This window comes from Nostoc sp. UCD121, from assembly GCF_014222285.1.
In the GTDB taxonomy this organism is placed as follows: domain Bacteria; phylum Cyanobacteriota; class Cyanobacteriia; order Cyanobacteriales; family Nostocaceae; genus Nostoc.
The window spans coordinates 1-18,008 of the sequence record NZ_JACKZS010000075.1 but is presented as its reverse complement, the minus strand read 5'-3'; the positions used below and the strand labels follow the sequence as shown (position 1 = coordinate 18,008).

Below are 18,008 nucleotides of genomic sequence, written 5' to 3'. Positions count from 1 at the left end.
ACTTTAAATTCATTATCAACAAAAGTAATAAATAATTAGTAGAAAAAACGAATAAATTGACATTCAATCTAAAAATTATTCAATGTATTATTTGCTTGATATCTAGTACTCTTAAATAAGAAGCGAAAAGTTTTTAATTACCTTTCCCCCAAATAATCCGCAGATTTAAATAGGCTGGTTTAGATTAATATCAAATATCTAAGCTGTTATTTATCTGTAAACAACTACTAATAATCATTAATAGCTTTCGACCAATGACTAATAACTCTTAAAGAGGAATTACCCATGATTTTTAATTCCCGTTCTTACAAAACCCTTGGCGGCGTAATTGTTTCTCGCTCCATCACCGAAGTGAAGATGGACACTGCCCTCGAAGATATTCTATTTCACTTAAATTCTCAGCGTGGCGGCTTGTTAAGAAGCAGCTACGAATATCCAGGCAGATATAAAAGATGGGCGATCGGATTTGTCAATCCACCATTAGAATTAAGTACACAAGAAAATGCTTTCAATCTGATAGCGTTGAATGAACGCGGTCAGGTACTTCTACCATTACTATTAGAGTATTTATCCAACTCAAAGCAACTTGAAAAAGTTACTTTAGACAATAATAATATTGTCGGCTTTGTTAAAGCTAGCAAGAGATTATTTACTGAAGAAGAACGCAGTAAGCAACCTTCAGCATTTACAGTTGTCCGCGAAATTCTACATATTTTCTCTAGCCAAGAAGATGAGCATTTAGGATTGTATGGGGCTTTTGGTTATGACTTAGTTTTTCAGTTTGAACCAATTACCCAACGTCTGGAACGTCCTACAGATCAGCGTGATTTGGTGCTTTATCTCCCTGATGAATTGATAGTTGTTGACTATTATCAACAAAGCGCGTTTCGTCTACAATATGATTTTGAAACACCGCATGGCAATACAAAGAATCTGCCTCGAACAGGTGAGTCTGTTGATTATCGTGGAAAACATCTTACCCCTAATCAAACGGCTGACCATAAAGTAGGCGAATATGCGAAAAAAGTTGAGTCTGCACTCGATTATTTCCGCAGAGGCGATTTATTTGAAGTTGTTCCTAGCCAAAACTTTTTTGAAGGCTATGAAGATGAACCGAGTAAATTATTTGAAACTTTAAAGGATATAAATCCTAGTCCTTATGGATTTATTTTTAATTTAGGTGGAGAATATCTGATTGGCGCATCTCCAGAAATGTTTGTGCGAGTTGAAGGCAAGCGGATAGAAACTTGTCCCATTAGTGGCACTATTAGCCGGGGACTAGATGCTCTCGATGATGCGGTGCAAATTCGTCATTTACTCAACTCCCACAAAGATGAAGCTGAGTTGACCATGTGTACTGATGTCGATCGCAATGACAAATCCCGAATCTGCGAACCTGGCTCAGTTCAAGTCATTGGTCGTCGCCAAATTGAATTATACAGCCATTTAATTCATACAGTAGATCATGTTGAAGGAATACTGCGATCGCAATTTGATGCCTTAGATGCCTTCCTTTCCCACACTTGGGCGGTTACAGTCACCGGCGCACCCAAAAAAGCCGCCATAGATTTTATTGAACAGCACGAACGTAGCGCCCGACGTTGGTATGGTGGCGCAGTCGGTTATTTAAACTTCAATGGGAATTTAAATACTGGCTTAATTCTGCGGACAATCCGATTAAAAGATTGCATTGCCGAAGTGCGAGTTGGTGCTACTGTCCTTTATGACTCCATACCCCAAGCAGAAGAACAAGAAACAATCACCAAGGCGGCTGCTTTATTTGAAACGATTCGCCGTGTTAAGCAAAGCAGTCACAAAATTCATGAATCCAGTTCCATAAAATCAACTAAAATCCTTCCAAGTGTGGCAACTGGCAAACGCATCTTACTAATAGATTATGAAGATTCATTTGTTCATACATTAGCTAATTACATTCGCCAAACTGGTGCAACTGTCACCACACTCCGTCATGGTTTCTCAGAATCGCTATTCGATACAGAACGCCCTGACTTAGTTGTTTTATCTCCCGGCCCTGGTAGACCAAGTGATTTTCGGGTTCCCCAGACTGTCGGTGCTATCCTTAATCGCAAAATTCCCATTTTTGGAGTTTGTCTAGGGCTACAAGGCATCGTTGAAGCTTTTGATGGACAATTGGGAGTTCTCAACTATCCTCAACATGGAAAATCTTCACGGATTTTCGTTACTAATTCAGATTCTATTACCTTCAAGAATTTACCAGAATCCTTTACCGTGGGTAGATATCACTCATTGTTTGCTCTCCCTGAATATTTACCAAAAGAACTGAAGGTGACAGCGATTTCTGATGACAACGTAATTATGGGTATTGAACATCAGACACTTCCTATCGCCGCCGTTCAGTTTCATCCAGAATCAATCATGACTTTAGCGGGAGAAGTCGGTCTGGAAATCATTAAAAATGTGGTGCGTGCATATACGCAAATCGAAGAGTCATTAGTCATTGGTCATTAGTCATTGGTCATTTGTCATTAGTTATTCTCCCTGCTCCACTTCGGCTACGCTCAGTGACCACCTGCTCCCTGCTAACAGATTATGATTAACCAAGTTGCTACTTCCCGCCATATTCTTGAAGAGATTGTGTTGCATAAAAGGCAAGAAGTTGCACAGATGCAGCAGGAACTTCCTTTAGCTTCTTTGCAACAGCAATTAATTACGGCTCCACCTGTCCGAAATTTCTTAGCTGCTTTACAACAAAATCCTAGCCAACCTAGCTTAATTGCCGAGGTAAAAAAGGCATCACCTAGCCGTGGGATTATTCGGGCTGATTTTGATCCAGTAGCGATCGCTCAAGCTTATGAACGAGGTGGTGCAGCTTGTCTATCAGTCCTCACTGATCATAAGTTCTTTCAGGGCAGTTTTGACAATCTGCGGCGTGTGCGATCGCACGTTGCATTACCTCTACTCTGCAAAGAATTTATCATCGACCCCTATCAAATCTATCTAGCACGGACAGCAGGTGCAGATGCCGTTTTGTTGATTGCCGCTATTTTATCAGACCAACAACTGCAAAACTTTCTGCAAGTAATTCACGATTTGGGCATGAATGCACTGGTAGAAGTCCATACTTTGGCTGAATTGGATAGAGTTCTTAAGCTTGACGACTTACATTTAGTAGGAATCAACAATCGCAATCTAGAAGATTTTACGGTTGATTTAGGAATAACCCAGCAACTTTTAGCACAGCGCCAGCAATATTTGCAAAGCTTAGATATCACTGTCGTCAGTGAATCTGGACTGTATACACCTGCTGATTTATCTCTTGTCGCTGAAGCTGGTGTACGTGCGGTTTTAGTCGGAGAGTCTTTAGTTAAACAAAGCGATGTAGAACAAGCTGTGCGTACTTTGCTAACACTCGCTCCTCTCTAAAGCAATACATTTCAGTTCAGTATTTCTTTCTTCTCTTCCTTTGCGTTCTTTGCGACGGCAGTCGCTCATGGGGGAGACCCCCAAGACCGCGCTGCCTCGCCTTTGCGGTTCGTTAAAAAAAATTACTTTGACAAAGAGTTAAACCTTAACTGAATCGTATTACTTTCTAAGACCCTTGGAAGAATCTTTGCAAAAATAGGCTTCATGCAGAAGATGGGTTAAGGGGAAATTTAAAGGTAAAAGAAAATACTTCTTCCCTTTTCCCTTCCCCATTAACCCTTTCCCTATTTTTTATTTTGCTTTGAGGCAATTGTATGAAAGCGATGGTAATCACAAACTTCGGAAACCCAGAAGTCTTTACAGAAGCCGAAGTAGATAAACCGACACCAAAGAACAACGAAGTTTTAGTTAAGGTTTATGCCACCTCAGTGAACCCCGCAGACTGCGGGATGCGCCAAGGAATTTTCGGCCCAAGGGTTAAACTACCTGCAATTCTAGGCTTTGACGTTTCCGGTGTCGTTGAGGCAGTTGGCGAAAATGTTAAAGATTTTCAGGTAGGTGATGAAGTTTATTATGCCATTGCACATGATGAAGGTGGCGGTGCTAATGCGGAGTATCATATCGCCAATGAATCAACTATTGCCAAAAAGCCCACAAATATATCCCATTTAGAAGCTGCTAGCGTACCTGTGGCAGGGGGTACAGCCTGGGCTGCACTCATCACTAGAGCAGATATCAAAGTTGGTGAAACCGTGTTGATTCATGGTGGTGCTGGTGGTGTCGGTACATTCGCCATTCAAATAGCTAAAGCGGCAGGCGCTTACGTTTACACAACCTGCGGCGGTTATGATGCCGATTTTGTCAAGTCAATAGGTGCAGATAGAGCGATTGATTACCGCAACGAAGACTTTATCAACATCATTATGCAAGAAACCAATGGTAAAGGCGTTGATGTAACCTTTACTACTGTTGGCGGTGAAATTCTAGCCAAAAGTTTGGTTGTTACCAAAGCTGAAGGTCGCGCTGTTACTGTCACAGGAGTTGCAGGTGACTTTAATATCGCTATCTTCAAAAATATTACTGTCCATTTTGCCCACTTAGACCAGACCCGCCCCAAGCTTGATGCCCTAAGAACCTTAATTGAACGAGGTCAAATCAAACCCGTTATTGGGAAGACTTTTGGACTTCATCAGCTAGCCCAAGCACATCAAACACTTGAGGAAGGCGGCGAAAGTATACGCGGCAAGGTTGTTGTACAGGTTGTATAAATTAATATTTATGGTTTATCGCTCATGGTTAATTTGTGCCCTTCTGTAAACCATTACCTATTGCTAGAATCTCCAATTTTAAATAATGAAGCTTTGATACTCATTAACGGAGATAAAAGACTCGTTAACGGAGATAAAAGACTCGTTAACGGAGATAAAAGACTCGTTGACGGAGATAAAAGACTCATTAACGGAGATAAAAGCCTCATTAACGGAGATAAAAGACTCGTTAACGGAGATAAAAGACTCGTTAACGGAGATAAAAGACTCGTTAACGGAGATAAAAGACTCATTAACGGAGATAAAAGCCTCATTAACGGAGATAAAAGACTCGTTAACGGAGATAAAAGTCTCGTTAACGGAGATAAAAGACTCGTTAACGGAGATAAAAGACTCGTTAACGGAGATAAAAGCCTCATTAACGGAGATAAAAGACTTGCTGACGGAGCAAAAAGACTCGATAACAACAAATATAGCGTGGATATCGCTAATTCCTAAATGTTGATTCTTCCAAAACTATTCAGAACTCACGCAAGAACTCTCTGAAACTCTTATTCCTTCGTGTCCTTTGCGTCCTTTGCGGTTCGTTTTATCATGATTTTGCCTAAGTCCTACTATTAACTAATCATTAACTATTTCTCAAAATGACTTCTATCTCTGATTCCTTTCAAACTTTACGCGATCGCCAACAGTGTGCTTTAATCCCCTTTATCACAGCAGGCGATCCTAACTTAGAAACCACTGCCCAAGCTTTACGTATCTTAGATCGCAACGGTGCTGACTTTATCGAGTTGGGCATTCCCTACTCCGATCCTCTCGCAGATGGGCCTGTAATTCAAGCAGCAGCAACTCGCGCTTTACAAAAAGGCACGAAATTAGAGCAAGTATTAGAGATGTTGGAAGGCTTAACTCCTACCCTGAAAGCGCCGATAATTCTATTTACTTATTACAATCCCATTTTGCACCGAGGAATTAAGACATTTTTGGCGCAAATTGCCACTGCTGGGGTGAAAGGCTTGGTAGTGCCAGACTTGCCCTTAGAAGAAGCAGAAGAATTAATTCAAACTGCTGCTTCTTTTGGGATTGAGGTAATTTTACTTGTAGCTCCTACTAGTTCTAAAGATAGGATTTTAGCGATCGCTCGTCAATCGCAAGGTTTTATCTACTTAGTCAGCGTTACAGGCGTTACAGGTATCCGCGCTCAAATCCAAGACCGCGTAAAAGATTTAATTACCGACTTGCGAAGCGTCACCGATAAACCCATCGGCGTTGGTTTTGGTATTTCCGGGCCAGAACAAGCGCATCAAGTAAGGGAATGGGGAGCAGATGCCGTGATTGTTGGTAGTGCCTTTGTCAAACGGTTAGCCGAAGGTAGCCCAACCGAAAGATTGCAAGCTGTAGAAAAGCTTTGTCAAGAACTTAAAACAGCAATTACCCCAGTATCCCTGCAACAAGTTGTTTCCGCAAAGTAAAAAAGCTCTCTTTTCTGTCTCTGCGTTCTCTGCGTCTCTGTGGTTCGATAAAAAATAACGAACCGCAAAGGTCGCAAAGGTCGCAAAGGAAGATTCGTAGGTTGGGTTGAACGCAGTGAAACCCAACAAAGCCCTGCTCCCTGCTCTATTAAGACTATGAAACTCCTGCTGAAATCTGTCAGAATATTAATTTATAGCTTACTTATAGTTAGCACCTGTGCCCTTGCAGTCTTCGCCCACGATCGCATTGACTACAGACAAGATAAAAACTATAAGTATGAAAATCTTCGGGGGCAATATGCTCAATTAGCTGTAAGAAAGAGCGTAACTGACCTGACACCAGCAGAGAAAGCAGCCTTTGTCAAAGCTATCAAAACCTTAAAAACTACAATTCCCCCAGGTAGCAAGGTCAGTATTTACGACCAATTCGTTGCCATCCATCTAGGGGCAACACGCTTGATTCATAATCATAAAGGACATTCCGATGGTTCAGTTCAAGAACTTGCTCATGAAAATGCTGCATTTTTCCCTTGGCATCGAGAATATATCCGCAGATTTGAACAAGCTTTGCAAGCAGTAGACCGAACTGTGACTCTGCCATACTGGGATTGGACAGACCCTAAATCACTTGATGTAGTTTTTAACGACGACCTTCTTGGTTCTAACGGTCAAGGAGTAACCATCAACATTCCAAATCAGGGAGATTTTACAGGCGGGCCTGTACAAACTGGGGCTTTTGCGGCTGCAAATGGCTGGATTATGAATCCAGAATTAAATCTTGACCCAGATACCGGAACATCATTAGGGACATCACTTGTACGCTTTCTCAAAATACCCCCTGCCACTGATTATCCAGTGCCCAAAAAAGATGTTGAGCGTGTCCTGAGTCTTAATGACTATTCTCTATTTCGCCCTGCATTGGAAGGATTTATCTCTGTAGATGAGCAGGGTAATGTCACTCCCGGAGGATTCATCCACAATTACATTCATGGTTTAGTGGGTGGAGCGCAGATAGATGTGAGTACGACACCCATAACATTTAAGGGTTTGGGAACTATGAGCAATATACCAAGTTCCCCTTATGACCCAGTGTTTTGGTTGCATCATGCCAACGTAGACCGCCTCTGGGCTGAATGGCAAGAAAACGGTCATCAAGGTAGCAATTTTTATCCTGCCGATGGTCAGCCTTACGGTCACAATCTTAAAGACTTAATGTGGCCTTGGGACGGCGGTATGTCTACCCCGAAAGCTACAGAATTAGGAAATTTACTATCCCTATTACCAAAATTTAACCCTAGCGATTTGGTGCGCCCTATAGACGTTTTGAATCACAGGCAACTGGGCTATACCTACGAAACTTGGGAAAGAAAAACGCAAAGATGAGTTCTAAAAAATTAGAACGAAAGTAAAAAATACTCGAACATAAAAGGATTTTAACCAATGGTAAGCATCCAAGAGATCAAGACTGCAACTGTCCAACCAGATTCTTTAGGCAGATTTGGAAGATTTGGCGGTAAATACGTTCCTGAAACCTTAATGCCTGCATTAAGTGAATTAGAAGCAGCATTTCAGCAATATCGCAACGAACCTAGTTTCCAAGCAGAACTGCAAAACCTACTGCGTGATTATGTCGGAAGACCCAGCCCATTATATTTTGCTGAACGCTTGACAGCAAACTACGCTAGACCAGATGGCACAGGGCCGCAAATCTATTTAAAGCGTGAGGATTTAAATCATACAGGCGCTCACAAAATTAATAATGCTTTAGCTCAGGTGTTGCTCGCTAAACGCATGGGTAAGCAACGGATTATTGCGGAGACAGGTGCAGGACAACACGGCGTAGCCACTGCAACTGTATGTGCTAGGTTTGGCTTGAAATGCGTGATTTACATGGGCATCCACGATATGGAACGCCAATCGCTGAATGTCTTCCGCATGAAATTAATGGGTGCAGAAGTTCGTCCGGTAGAGGCGGGTACGGGAACTCTCAAAGATGCAACTTCCGAAGCAATTCGAGATTGGGTGACAAATGTAGAAACAACCCATTACATCTTGGGTTCAGTTGCCGGGCCTCATCCTTACCCGATGATTGTCCGTGACTTCCACGCGGTAATTGGTGTAGAAACTCGCGCTCAATCCCAGGAGAAATGGGGAGGATTACCAGATATTTTACTGGCTTGCGTGGGTGGAGGTTCCAATGCGATCGGCTTATTCAATGAATTTGTCCATGAATCTTCAGTGCGTCTAATTGGAGTCGAAGCGGCGGGTGAAGGTGTAAATACAGAAAAACACGCTGCTACCTTGACAAAAGGAAAAATAGGTGTATTGCATGGTGCAATGAGCTATTTACTGCAAGATGATGATGGTCAAGTTATCGAAGCTCATTCAATTAGCGCCGGGTTAGATTATCCCGGTGTAGGGCCAGAACATAGTTATTTAAAGGATCTTGGTCGCGCCGAATATTACAGTGTGACTGATAAACAAGCGTTAGAAGCTTTTCAAAGACTCTCGCAACTAGAGGGAATTATCCCAGCTTTAGAAACTGCTCATGCGATCGCATATCTCGAAACCCTTTGCCCTGAGTTAGAAGGCAATCCCCGCATTGTGATCAATTGTTCCGGCAGAGGTGACAAAGATGTGCAAACCGTCGCCAAAGTTTTGATTCCCTAGTGGTTCATGTCATTGATTTAGATGAGTTTGTAGTAAGCACTTTAGTGCTTAAAAATTCAGGACTAAAGTCCTGACTACAAACTTATTCTCCCTTCAGAACTAGTCCAATGAGAAATAACCACAATGATAGCTGTAACTAAAACTCCACCCGAAAACATCGCCATCCCTTCTGAGTTTTACAACTGGCCAGCTTTATTACAACAGTTGCTAAATCGGCAATCGTTGACGGTTCCTCAAGCTGCGGATTTGATGCAAGGTTGGCTCACAGATTCTATTCCCCATGTTTTATCAGGAGCGATTTTAACCGCAATTCAAGCCAAAGGTGTATCCGCCGAAGAATTAGTAGGCATGGCCAGCGTCTTACAATCCCAATCCCCAGTACCCACTAACCAGTCCCCAGTCCCCCTAATTGACACCTGCGGAACTGGCGGAGATGGTGCTTCTACCTTTAATATCTCGACTGCTGTCGCCTTTGTTGCTGCCGCCGCCGGGGTAAAAGTTGCTAAACATGGCAATCGTTCAGCATCCAGCAAGACTGGTTCGGCTGATGTACTGGAAGCTTTGGGGATAAATCTCAACGCCACTCCTGAAAAAGTACAAGCCGCAGTGGGCGAAGTTGGAATCACCTTTTTGTTCGCTCCAGGTTGGCATCCTGCACTCAAAGCGATCGCTAATTTGCGAAAAACTTTGAAAGTGCGGACTGTTTTTAACTTACTCGGCCCGCTAGTAAATCCCATGCGTCCGACAGGGCAAATTATTGGCGTGAACGATCCGCTTTTACTAGAGGAAATTGTGCAAGCCTTATCGCAATTGGGATGTCAACAAGCGATCGCAGTTCACGGACGCGAACGTTTAGATGAAGCTGGTTTAGCAGATGTCACTGATTTAGCTGTACTCCAAGATAAAAAGGTGCGTTCTTTAACGCTGAACCCTCAAGAACTTGGTTTGAATTTTGCCCCCACTGCGGCATTGCAGGGTGGAGATGTCGAAGAAAATGCCGAAATCTTAAAGGCAGTTCTCCAAGGTAAAGGCACGCAAGCGCAGCAGGATGTTGTCGCTTTAAATACAGCCCTAGCACTCCAAGTTGGTGAAGCCATTCACGGGGAAACGGATATTTTAGTCGGTTGTGTTAAAGGTATTGTCCTTGCTAAGGAAATTTTGCAAAGCGGCGCGGCTTGGACAAAACTAGAACAACTTGCTGAATTTTTGCGCTAGACGACGAATCTCTTTCACCTAGCCTCCCTCTTTTACGAGGCTACGATGTACAGACAAGTTTTCTAAAGCTGCCAATACATCGACTTGCAATGCCAATGCATCGACCTGCAATGCTAATGCATTGACTTGCAATGCCAATGCATCGACCTGCAATGCCAATGCATCGACTTGCAATGTCAATACATCGACCTGCAATGCCAATGCATCGACTTGCAATGATTAGCTTTTACACCCACAAACTATACACAAGGAAAAACAGATGATTATCATACTTAAGAACGGTACACCTGCTGAAGAAATTACTCGCATCAGTCAAGAACTGAATGAAACTTGGAAAGTCACAGTAGAAAAAAGCATTGGCACTCATAAAGTTGTGCTAGGGCTAATTGGTGATACCACTAGCATCGATAAATTACAGGTTCAAGAGTACAGCCCTTGGATTGAGCAAGTATTACGAGTGCAACAACCTTTCAAACGGGTAAGCCGAGAATTCCGACATGGAGAAGCCAGTGAAGTTGTCGTTCCTACACCCAACGGTGATGTCTATTTCGGCGAACATCATCCAATCGTAATCGTAGCTGGCCCTTGTTCCGTTGAAAATGAAGCGATGATTGTCGAAACGGCAAAGCGCGTCAAGGCAGCAGGAGCGCAATTTTTGCGGGGTGGAGCCTACAAACCCCGCACTTCACCTTATGCCTTTCAAGGTTATGGTGAAAGCGCTTTAGATTTATTAGCAGCAGCGCGGGAAGCTACTGGTTTGGGTATCGTCACAGAATTGATGGATGCTGCGGATTTATCAGCAGTGGCGAAAACAGCTGACATCATCCAAATCGGGGCGCGAAATATGCACAACTTCTCGCTGCTCAAAAAGGTAGGCGCTCAAGATAAACCCGTGCTGCTGAAGCGGGGAATGTCTGCCACAATTGACGAGTGGTTGATGGCAGCAGAATACATTTTGGCATCTGGAAACCCAAATGTAATTCTTTGTGAGCGGGGAATCAGAACCTTTGATGGCAAATACGCCCGCAATACTTTAGATTTATCAGTGCTTCCGGTGTTGCGATCGCTGACCCATTTACCGATTATGATTGATCCTAGTCATGGTACTGGTAGGTCAGAATATGTGCCATCGATGGCAATGGCTGCGATCGCAGCTGGTACAGATTCCTTGATGATTGAAGTTCACCCCAATCCTGCAAAAGCTTTATCTGATGGGCCTCAATCTCTCACCCCTGATAAATTTGACCGCTTAGTTCGAGAAATGTCAATTATTGGCAAAGTCGTCGATCGCTGGCCTACACCTGCATTTGATAGCATTAATGACAACCGCATTCTCTTCGCCCCAAAACTATCAAAGTAGACATGTAATCTAAGCTGAATTTTTGTGAATGGCTAAACCCGATCAACAGATTTTTTAAACAAAAGAATCCGTTGGTCGGGTTTTCATCGCGTCTAATCATTGTAGAGACGGCAATTCATCGCGTCTAATTATTCGGCGATTCATCGCGTCTCTTACCTTAACCGTAATGATTTTTATTACTTAGGATAGTTTCGAGTTAAATAAAGTAGTATTTAAGATTACAAGTAATAAAAAACTAAATTTATGGGAAATTAATTTCCCCTGCTATTAAGGAGTAATAATGGTTTTAAGTCAATATCAACGTGCTGTAGGCGTATTTACTCATCGTCGAGATGCAGAACAGGCGCTACACGAGTTGAGAGATTCTGGCTTGGCGATGGAAAAAGTATCTGTAATTGTCCAGAATGCAGAGCGCAATCATCAGATTGCCGATGATGAAATTAAAGAGCGCACTGGTGATAAAGCCGACGAAGGTGCAACAGTAGGAGGGCTTTCAGGGGGCGCTGTTGGTGGGTTGACCGGTTTATTAGTAGGTCTTGGGACTTTAGCAATCCCTGGAGTTGGGCCAATAATGTTAGCTGGCGCGGCTGCAACTGCTTTGGTTACAACCCTTGTTGGTGCAAGTATTGGTGCTGCTACTGGCACTTTTGCCGGTGCGCTAGTTGGTTGGGGAATATCAGAAGAGAAAGCTCGAGCATACAACGAGCGAGTAGAGCATGGACACTATTTCATCATCGTAGATTGTACATCTTTTGAAATTGCTAAAGTAGAAGCAATTTTACAGCGTTGGGGTATTGAAGAGTTTGGCATTTACGAGCCTCTCAATAATGAGCAATTACCTACAAATGCTCTGACCACAACAACTTCTCCGGCTGCCATGCCTACTAGAAATGGGATTCTAACGAAGTATGCTATTAGTTGCTTTGATAATATAGATAATGTTGAAGCTGCAATTAATGATATGTATATCGCAGGTTTTTCAGCAAACCAGCTTTCCTTAATTTGCAAAGATTTTTCTCAACTAATTGGCTCAAGCGGTATTAATTTAAGTGAGCGTTTTGACGCTATGAGGCTAGGAATACCAGATGATTGGGCACGCTTTTATAACGAGCAGATTGAGCAAGGAAATTACATACTCATTATTAGCGGCACAGATAATGAACTTGAACAAGCTAACTTGATTTTGGGTAATTATGAGGTTCAAGAATTTCAAATCTATGACCCAATGTTAATCCGTTCTTGAAAACTTATACCGGAAAATTTTACAATTTTGTCAGAGCAAAAAAATATACAGCAATACTTTAAAAATGCATCTTGATTCCAGGTAGATGCCCTTGTCTACTATCTTGTCAGAGGAAAATGACTTCCGCGATTTAGTTGAAAAAAGTATAGGATATCGAACTACCTATTTTTTTTGAGTTCGTGCATACTTCTCACAACCTTTGTAACTAAATTTCTGGGTGTAAATCTGACGCTTTCGGTCAATAACTTATTTCTCATCCCAGGAACAACAACAGTTTTATTTTTCATTAAACCCCGATAACCAATATTAGCAACGGTTTCCGTATCCATCATTCTGTTAACGCTAGCAATCTTGGAATCTTCCATTGCAGCAGTTTGTTGGAATTCCGTTGCTGTTGGCCCGGGACAAAGGACAGTCACGCTAACACCAGTACCCTCTAATTCATTAGCGATCGCTTCTGAAAATGATAAGACATAGGCTTTAGTAGCAAAATAAACTGCCATTAAAGGCCCCGGTTGAAAAGCTGCTGCTGAGGCCACATTTAATATTTTTCCATAGTCTTGCTCGACCATATCTTTGAGAAATAACTTTGTTAAATGAGTCAAAGTCACCATATTTACCTGGAGCATTTGCAGTTCAATACTGAGGTCTGTTTCGCTAAATGCTCCATAAGTACCAAAGCCAGCATTGTTAACCAGCACATCAATTTTGATCGATTCTTGCTGGAGTTCTCTAAAAATTTCTTCTGGGGATGTTGGGATAGATAAATCCTTAACCAAAATTTTCACAAAAATCCCAAATTTTTGCGGAAATTCATTTACAATTTCAGTAAGTTTTTCTTCATTTTTATCCACTACTACCAGATTGTAAGCATGTCGAGCAAAAATCTGGGTTAATTGATAGCCTATCCCACTAGCCGCTCCTGTAATTAGAGCAGTTTTTTTTTGCCGACTTTCAGATGTTTTATTCATGCTAGAAAAATGGCGAATGTGAGTGAATTAATTTAAGTTTTATAAATTTAGCTACAACAATATATAATGTTTGCTGTAGCTATTTTTATGCAGACAATAAATGATGCTATCTACCTGAAACGAGTATGCTTCAATCAAGCATAAGAGACGCAAATATAAAAATCTGTATCTATATAAACAAGAGCAAAAACATTTAATATTGTCATTAATGTCACAATCTAATTTTGTTACTATAACTGATGTGCAAACAGCGCAAGAGCGAATTTTAGGGATTGCCCACCGCACCCCTGTGCTAACTTCTACAATCGTTAACGATCGCACCAATAGCCAAGTATTCTTTAAGTGCGAAAACTTTCAACGCACCGGGGCATTTAAATTTAGAGGGGCGTACAATGCCTTAGCGCAACTATCGGTAGCCCAAAAACAAACAGGCGTTCTCACCTATTCATCAGGAAACCATGCCCAAGCGATCGCTTTAGCTGGAAAAATCCTCAATATCCCTACCACTATTGTCATGCCTGATGATGCACCCATTGTCAAACAAACTGCGACTCGTGGCTATGGTGCAGAGATAATTTTATACAATCGCCAAGAAACAAACCGAGAAGAATTAGCCCAAAGTTTAGCAAGCGATCGCTCTTTGACACTCATTCCCCCTTACGATCATCCCCATGTAGTCGCTGGACAAGGAACAACTGCTTTAGAACTGATTCAAGAAGTTGGTGAATTGGACTTACTATTAGTTTGTTGTGGCGGTGGCGGATTACTTTCAGGATGTGCGATCGCAACCAAGTCACTTTTACCCAATTGTAAAGTAATCGGTGTAGAACCAGCACTCGCCGACGATGCTACCCGCTCTTTTCATACCAAAACCCTGCAAACTGTCAAGAATCCTGATACCATCGCCGATGGTGCGCGGACTCCTAGCCTTGGTAAAATTACTTTCCCCTTAGTGCTGCATTACGTCGATGATATGGTGACGGTATCTGAAGAAGCGATTCTTCGCACCATGTTTTTCTTGTGGGAACGCCTGAAAATTGTTGTTGAACCCACCGGAGTACTTGCAGCCGCAGCCTTACTCGAAGGTGTGGTGACAGCACCAGAGTCGAGGATTGGTGTGATCATCAGTGGTGGAAATGTCGATTTGGCGCAAGTTGGTAAATTGCTTTCTGATGGATTTTGACACTCCCACCCTTTAAAGGAATGGGATTGTCAGGGTGGTACTTTAATACAGAATTATTGATAGGCTATGACAACAATCCCAGCAAAGATCAAACTTACTGCAATAATTTGGTTGAATGTCAAACTTTCTTTAAATAGCCAATAGGAAATAAAAGTAACTAAAATAAATCCAATTCCTTGAGATGTTGGTACTACTATAGAAATCGGAAGTTTATCTAGTGCTTTGGCGAATAAAAGTAACCCTATACAGTAAGCAATCAAACCAGCAATAAACCAAGGGGAAGTGATGGTTACAATAAAACTACTAGAATTATTACTTGCTAAACGTGACTGCTTTATTAGAATATTGCCAAGACAATTGCAGAAAGCAGATATAGTAACAATTAACCAGGGTAATTGTAAAAAATTAAGCATTTTTAATCCCATAATGTCAAGAAAATTTTAGAACCCAGACACAAAAAATAACCTCTTGATTCTCTTCAGTAAATTAGTTGCAATTTTAATCATCAGCTTTTATAAAAAATATTAATGTTTTTATAAGTAAATCTCGTCTACCTTGAGAATCGTAGTTTTGTAGTTTTGTTGGTTGGGTGCAGCGATAGCGTAACCTAACATAAATAAGGTGGTAATATTGGGTTGCATTTCACTCCACCCAACCTACATAAATATATCTTTTAAAAACTCTAGATTTCAACATAGATGAGGTTTAGTAATCCTAAAAATTTAATTTCAAAAAAACCACATTAATGCAACATTAATGCAACTTTTAACGCAAAAGAAAAGACACAATCGCTAGAATTGTGTCTTTTTTACTTAATACAAGTACTTGATTATTTATAGAAAAACAGCTAAAAATTTGAATATGAGTATCTTCCATTGATAAACATGGTTACATTCAGTGTGTTTTATTTACTCTCAGATTTATAGTTTCTGCTGCTTAGTTATAGTAGTTGAAAACGATTTAATTGCTTAAACACCATTTATGACGGACAGATTTGAATAATAGTAAATAGTTTTTCAGAGATTTTTCACAGCATAACTGGTGGAATTAGAAGCACAATATTTATCTATTCAACATCAGAATATTCACTAATGTAAGATTTGTCAGGCATTATTTCTAAGTCCTTGCGCTTTCACTGACACAATATTGATTATCGAAATCCAATGATAAACATTAGTTCTGCATCCGAACTTACTTATTCATCTGATTCTTTCAAATATTTTCCCGAAATCGAAACTGAAAACTATATCCTAAAACTTGCTTCAAACAAAGATGAATTAGAATCAATTTTCAGGTTGCGCTTTCAAGCTTTTAATATTGAACTAGGGATAGGAAACTCTATTTCTCACTTGACTCAGATGGATCAAGACGACTTTGATGCAGTTTTTGATCATTTAATCATTATTTGCAAACAAACCGATCAAATAATTGGAAGTTGTCGATTACAAACTTATAATATAGCATCTGAAAACTTAGGTTTTTACTCAGCTAAATACTTTAATATTGATGTAATTACCGATTCGGTGCTTCAATTAAGTGTGGAACTTGGGCGTGTATGCATAGCAAAGAAATATCGTAGCATTAAAACATTTGTATTGCTTTGGCAAGGGGTTAATAATTATTTATCTTTTACCAAAACTAAATATCTTCTTGGTTGTGTCTCATTACCAACACAAGATCCTTTAGTAGCTTACTGTACTTACAATTATTTTCAACAAAATGCACTTATGCATCCAAATATTTTGGTTTATCCCAATTCACAGTCCTTCTTAGAAGTTTCTCAATCACATCCAGATCCATATAACCTTGAGATTCCTAATATTCTAAAAATATATTTAGCTAGTGGTGCTAAAGTATGTAGTCTTCCAGCTATTGATAAGCAGTTTGGAAGCATTGATTTCTTAGTCATATTTGATAGTGTACAATTTGGGGTTGAGCCGCACTACGCGCAAAAAAACCAAAAATCTTATCTATAGGAATCCGCTTTGATTTTTGTTGGCGCAGTGTGGTGTAGCCATATTTACTTGCGTGGGAAGGCAATAGGAAAGAAGCGCAATCAAATATGAGTCCTATAGCAGGATAGTGTTAATGTCACATTACTTGGATTTCCCCGATATTTTTAATTTTTCTGGGGAGTCACCTCTGCACTAGGCGTAGGTGTAGGTTCAGGTGTGGGGGTTTCTGTGGGAGTGGGAGTAGGCGTAGGTTCAGGCGTGGATGTTTCCGTGGGTGTAGATGTTGGCGTAGGTGTTGGCGATGGGAGAGGAGTGGGATTTTCTGCTGTAACGGTGAGTTCATAGTCTACTGGTTTCGATGCTGTGGAAACCACGACAAACTCATAAAATCCGTTTTCTGGTAATTTAGTTGATAAACTGCGCTTGGTAGAATCTTCTAAAAATTGGATTTTGCCAGAGGGTGAATAGACTGATAATAAAACTTGGGAATTTGCTTGTAGTTTCAATTCCAGAGATTGATTTTTAGCAAGTCCAGCAATAAATACTTTGCCACTACCAGGTTGAAGATTACCACTGACTGTTTTGCCAGTAGCACCCGGATCAAAGACAAGTTTCTGAAAAGCGCTACCGGAGAGGATCGCACTGAGTTTATCGCTAACAAAACCGTACCAAACTTGTCCAATGGTTTGATCTCGGAAATCTTTACCACGCTGTTCAGGGAATACACTTAAAAATGCAGCGTCTCCCAAATCATACAAAGAACGACTACCAACGTTGATTTTGTTGACTTCCACTTTCCAGCGATCGCGTTCAGCGCTTGTATAAGTTCCCAGTTGCCGGCGGGTGTTGGAACTTAGGGGTGCTAGTTTTTCCAGCAATTCTGACGCTGTTTTATCCCATTCTGCCCGCAAACCTTCATCTTCAGTCCCATCGCTGAGAGTGCGCCCTTTTAAACTAGGATTTCTGTCCCAAAAAACTTGATTTACCAAGTTCACATAGAAGTTAGAGTTAATCCCCAACTGTTGACGGCGATCGTTTAATTTTTCTTTACGCTGCCGTTCTGCTGGTGAATATTGCGCTAAGGGATCGGTTGGTTGGTTACTGGTTGGAGTCGGGCTGGCTGTGGGAGTAGGTTGAACTTCCCCGATATCGTTGCGGCTGCTATTCACTCCCCACCAAATTAATCCAACACTACCACCTACCACCGCCGCCACTAGGAAGATTTTTGTTGGTGTCCACCAAGAGGATGGGGGAGGAGATGAGGGG

Annotated in this window: 15 protein-coding genes and 1 pseudogene; 12 read left to right on the top strand and 4 right to left on the bottom strand. The window is 41.3% G+C overall.

The genetic code is table 11. From position 1 onward, the window contains the following. The first annotated feature begins 285 nt into the window (after positions 1-285). From GNF10_RS17215 to trpD, 8 genes are all read left to right on the top strand, one after another. Entirely contained in the window at positions 286-2,490 is a 2,205-nt protein-coding gene (locus GNF10_RS17215; RefSeq protein WP_185583926.1) for an anthranilate synthase, read from the top strand. 81 nt (positions 2,491-2,571) lie between these two features. Next, entirely contained in the window at positions 2,572-3,405 is an 834-nt protein-coding gene (trpC, locus tag GNF10_RS17210) for an indole-3-glycerol phosphate synthase TrpC (protein ID WP_185583924.1), read from the top strand. Positions 3,406-3,719: 314 nt separating this feature from the next. Next, positions 3,720-4,673, top strand: coding sequence for a zinc-dependent alcohol dehydrogenase family protein (locus tag GNF10_RS17205; protein ID WP_185583922.1), 954 nt, complete (start codon positions 3,720-3,722; stop codon positions 4,671-4,673). 24 nt (positions 4,674-4,697) lie between these two features. Beyond that, on the top strand, positions 4,698-5,171 hold the full coding sequence (locus tag GNF10_RS17200) for a hypothetical protein (RefSeq protein ID WP_221644646.1): 474 nt from the start codon (positions 4,698-4,700) through the stop codon (positions 5,169-5,171). Positions 5,172-5,317: 146 nt separating this feature from the next. Next, positions 5,318-6,145 carry a tryptophan synthase subunit alpha gene (gene trpA, locus GNF10_RS17195; RefSeq protein ID WP_185583918.1) on the top strand — a complete coding sequence of 276 codons (828 nt, stop codon included), beginning with the start codon at positions 5,318-5,320 and terminating at the stop codon, positions 6,143-6,145. Positions 6,146-6,301: 156 nt separating this feature from the next. Beyond that, entirely contained in the window at positions 6,302-7,528 is a 1,227-nt protein-coding gene (locus tag GNF10_RS17190; protein ID WP_185583916.1) for a tyrosinase family protein, read from the top strand. 57 nt (positions 7,529-7,585) lie between these two features. Next, complete coding sequence (trpB, locus tag GNF10_RS17185) at positions 7,586-8,815, top strand: tryptophan synthase subunit beta (protein WP_185583914.1); 1,230 nt, start codon at positions 7,586-7,588, stop codon at positions 8,813-8,815. 123 nt (positions 8,816-8,938) lie between these two features. Beyond that, the gene (gene trpD, locus GNF10_RS17180; RefSeq protein ID WP_185583912.1) at positions 8,939-10,030 is read left to right on the top strand and encodes an anthranilate phosphoribosyltransferase; all 1,092 of its coding nucleotides are present in this window, start codon (positions 8,939-8,941) and stop codon (positions 10,028-10,030) included. An 18-nt stretch (positions 10,031-10,048) separates the two neighbouring features. On the opposite strand, the gene GNF10_RS17175 is transcribed toward trpD, so the two are convergent. Further along, complete coding sequence (locus GNF10_RS17175) at positions 10,049-10,246, bottom strand: hypothetical protein (protein ID WP_185583910.1); 198 nt, start codon at positions 10,244-10,246, stop codon at positions 10,049-10,051. Positions 10,247-10,289: 43 nt separating this feature from the next. On the opposite strand from GNF10_RS17175, the gene aroF reads away from it, so the two are divergent. Together aroF and GNF10_RS17165 are read left to right on the top strand one after the other, a co-directional pair. Then, complete coding sequence (gene aroF, locus GNF10_RS17170) at positions 10,290-11,390, top strand: 3-deoxy-7-phosphoheptulonate synthase (protein WP_185583907.1); 1,101 nt, start codon at positions 10,290-10,292, stop codon at positions 11,388-11,390. Between the two features lie 280 nt (positions 11,391-11,670). Beyond that, a complete protein-coding gene (locus tag GNF10_RS17165; protein WP_185583905.1) occupies positions 11,671-12,633 on the top strand; it encodes a hypothetical protein in 963 nt (320 codons plus the stop codon). Between the two features lie 158 nt (positions 12,634-12,791). Here the strand turns inward: GNF10_RS17165 and GNF10_RS17160 are convergent, their stop codons facing one another. Then, positions 12,792-13,604 carry an SDR family oxidoreductase gene (locus GNF10_RS17160; RefSeq protein ID WP_185583903.1) on the bottom strand — a complete coding sequence of 271 codons (813 nt, stop codon included), beginning with the start codon at positions 13,602-13,604 and terminating at the stop codon, positions 12,792-12,794. 208 nt (positions 13,605-13,812) lie between these two features. Here GNF10_RS17160 and GNF10_RS17155 point away from each other — a divergent pair, with 208 nt between their 5' ends. Next, a complete protein-coding gene (locus GNF10_RS17155; RefSeq protein ID WP_185583901.1) occupies positions 13,813-14,787 on the top strand; it encodes a threo-3-hydroxy-L-aspartate ammonia-lyase in 975 nt (324 codons plus the stop codon). Between the two features lie 53 nt (positions 14,788-14,840). Here GNF10_RS17155 and GNF10_RS17150 read toward each other — a convergent pair whose 3' ends face one another. After that, positions 14,841-15,212: a multidrug efflux SMR transporter gene (locus GNF10_RS17150; protein WP_185583928.1), complete on the bottom strand. Its 372-nt coding sequence runs from the start codon at positions 15,210-15,212 to the stop codon at positions 14,841-14,843. Between the two features lie 738 nt (positions 15,213-15,950). Between GNF10_RS17150 and GNF10_RS17145 the strand changes: the two genes are divergently transcribed. Next, a complete protein-coding gene (locus GNF10_RS17145; protein WP_185607182.1) occupies positions 15,951-16,763 on the top strand; it encodes a GNAT family N-acetyltransferase in 813 nt (270 codons plus the stop codon). Positions 16,764-16,906: 143 nt separating this feature from the next. Here the strand turns inward: GNF10_RS17145 and GNF10_RS17140 are convergent. Further along, positions 16,907-18,008: pseudogene (locus GNF10_RS17140) on the bottom strand (serine/threonine protein kinase); the annotation flags it as partial.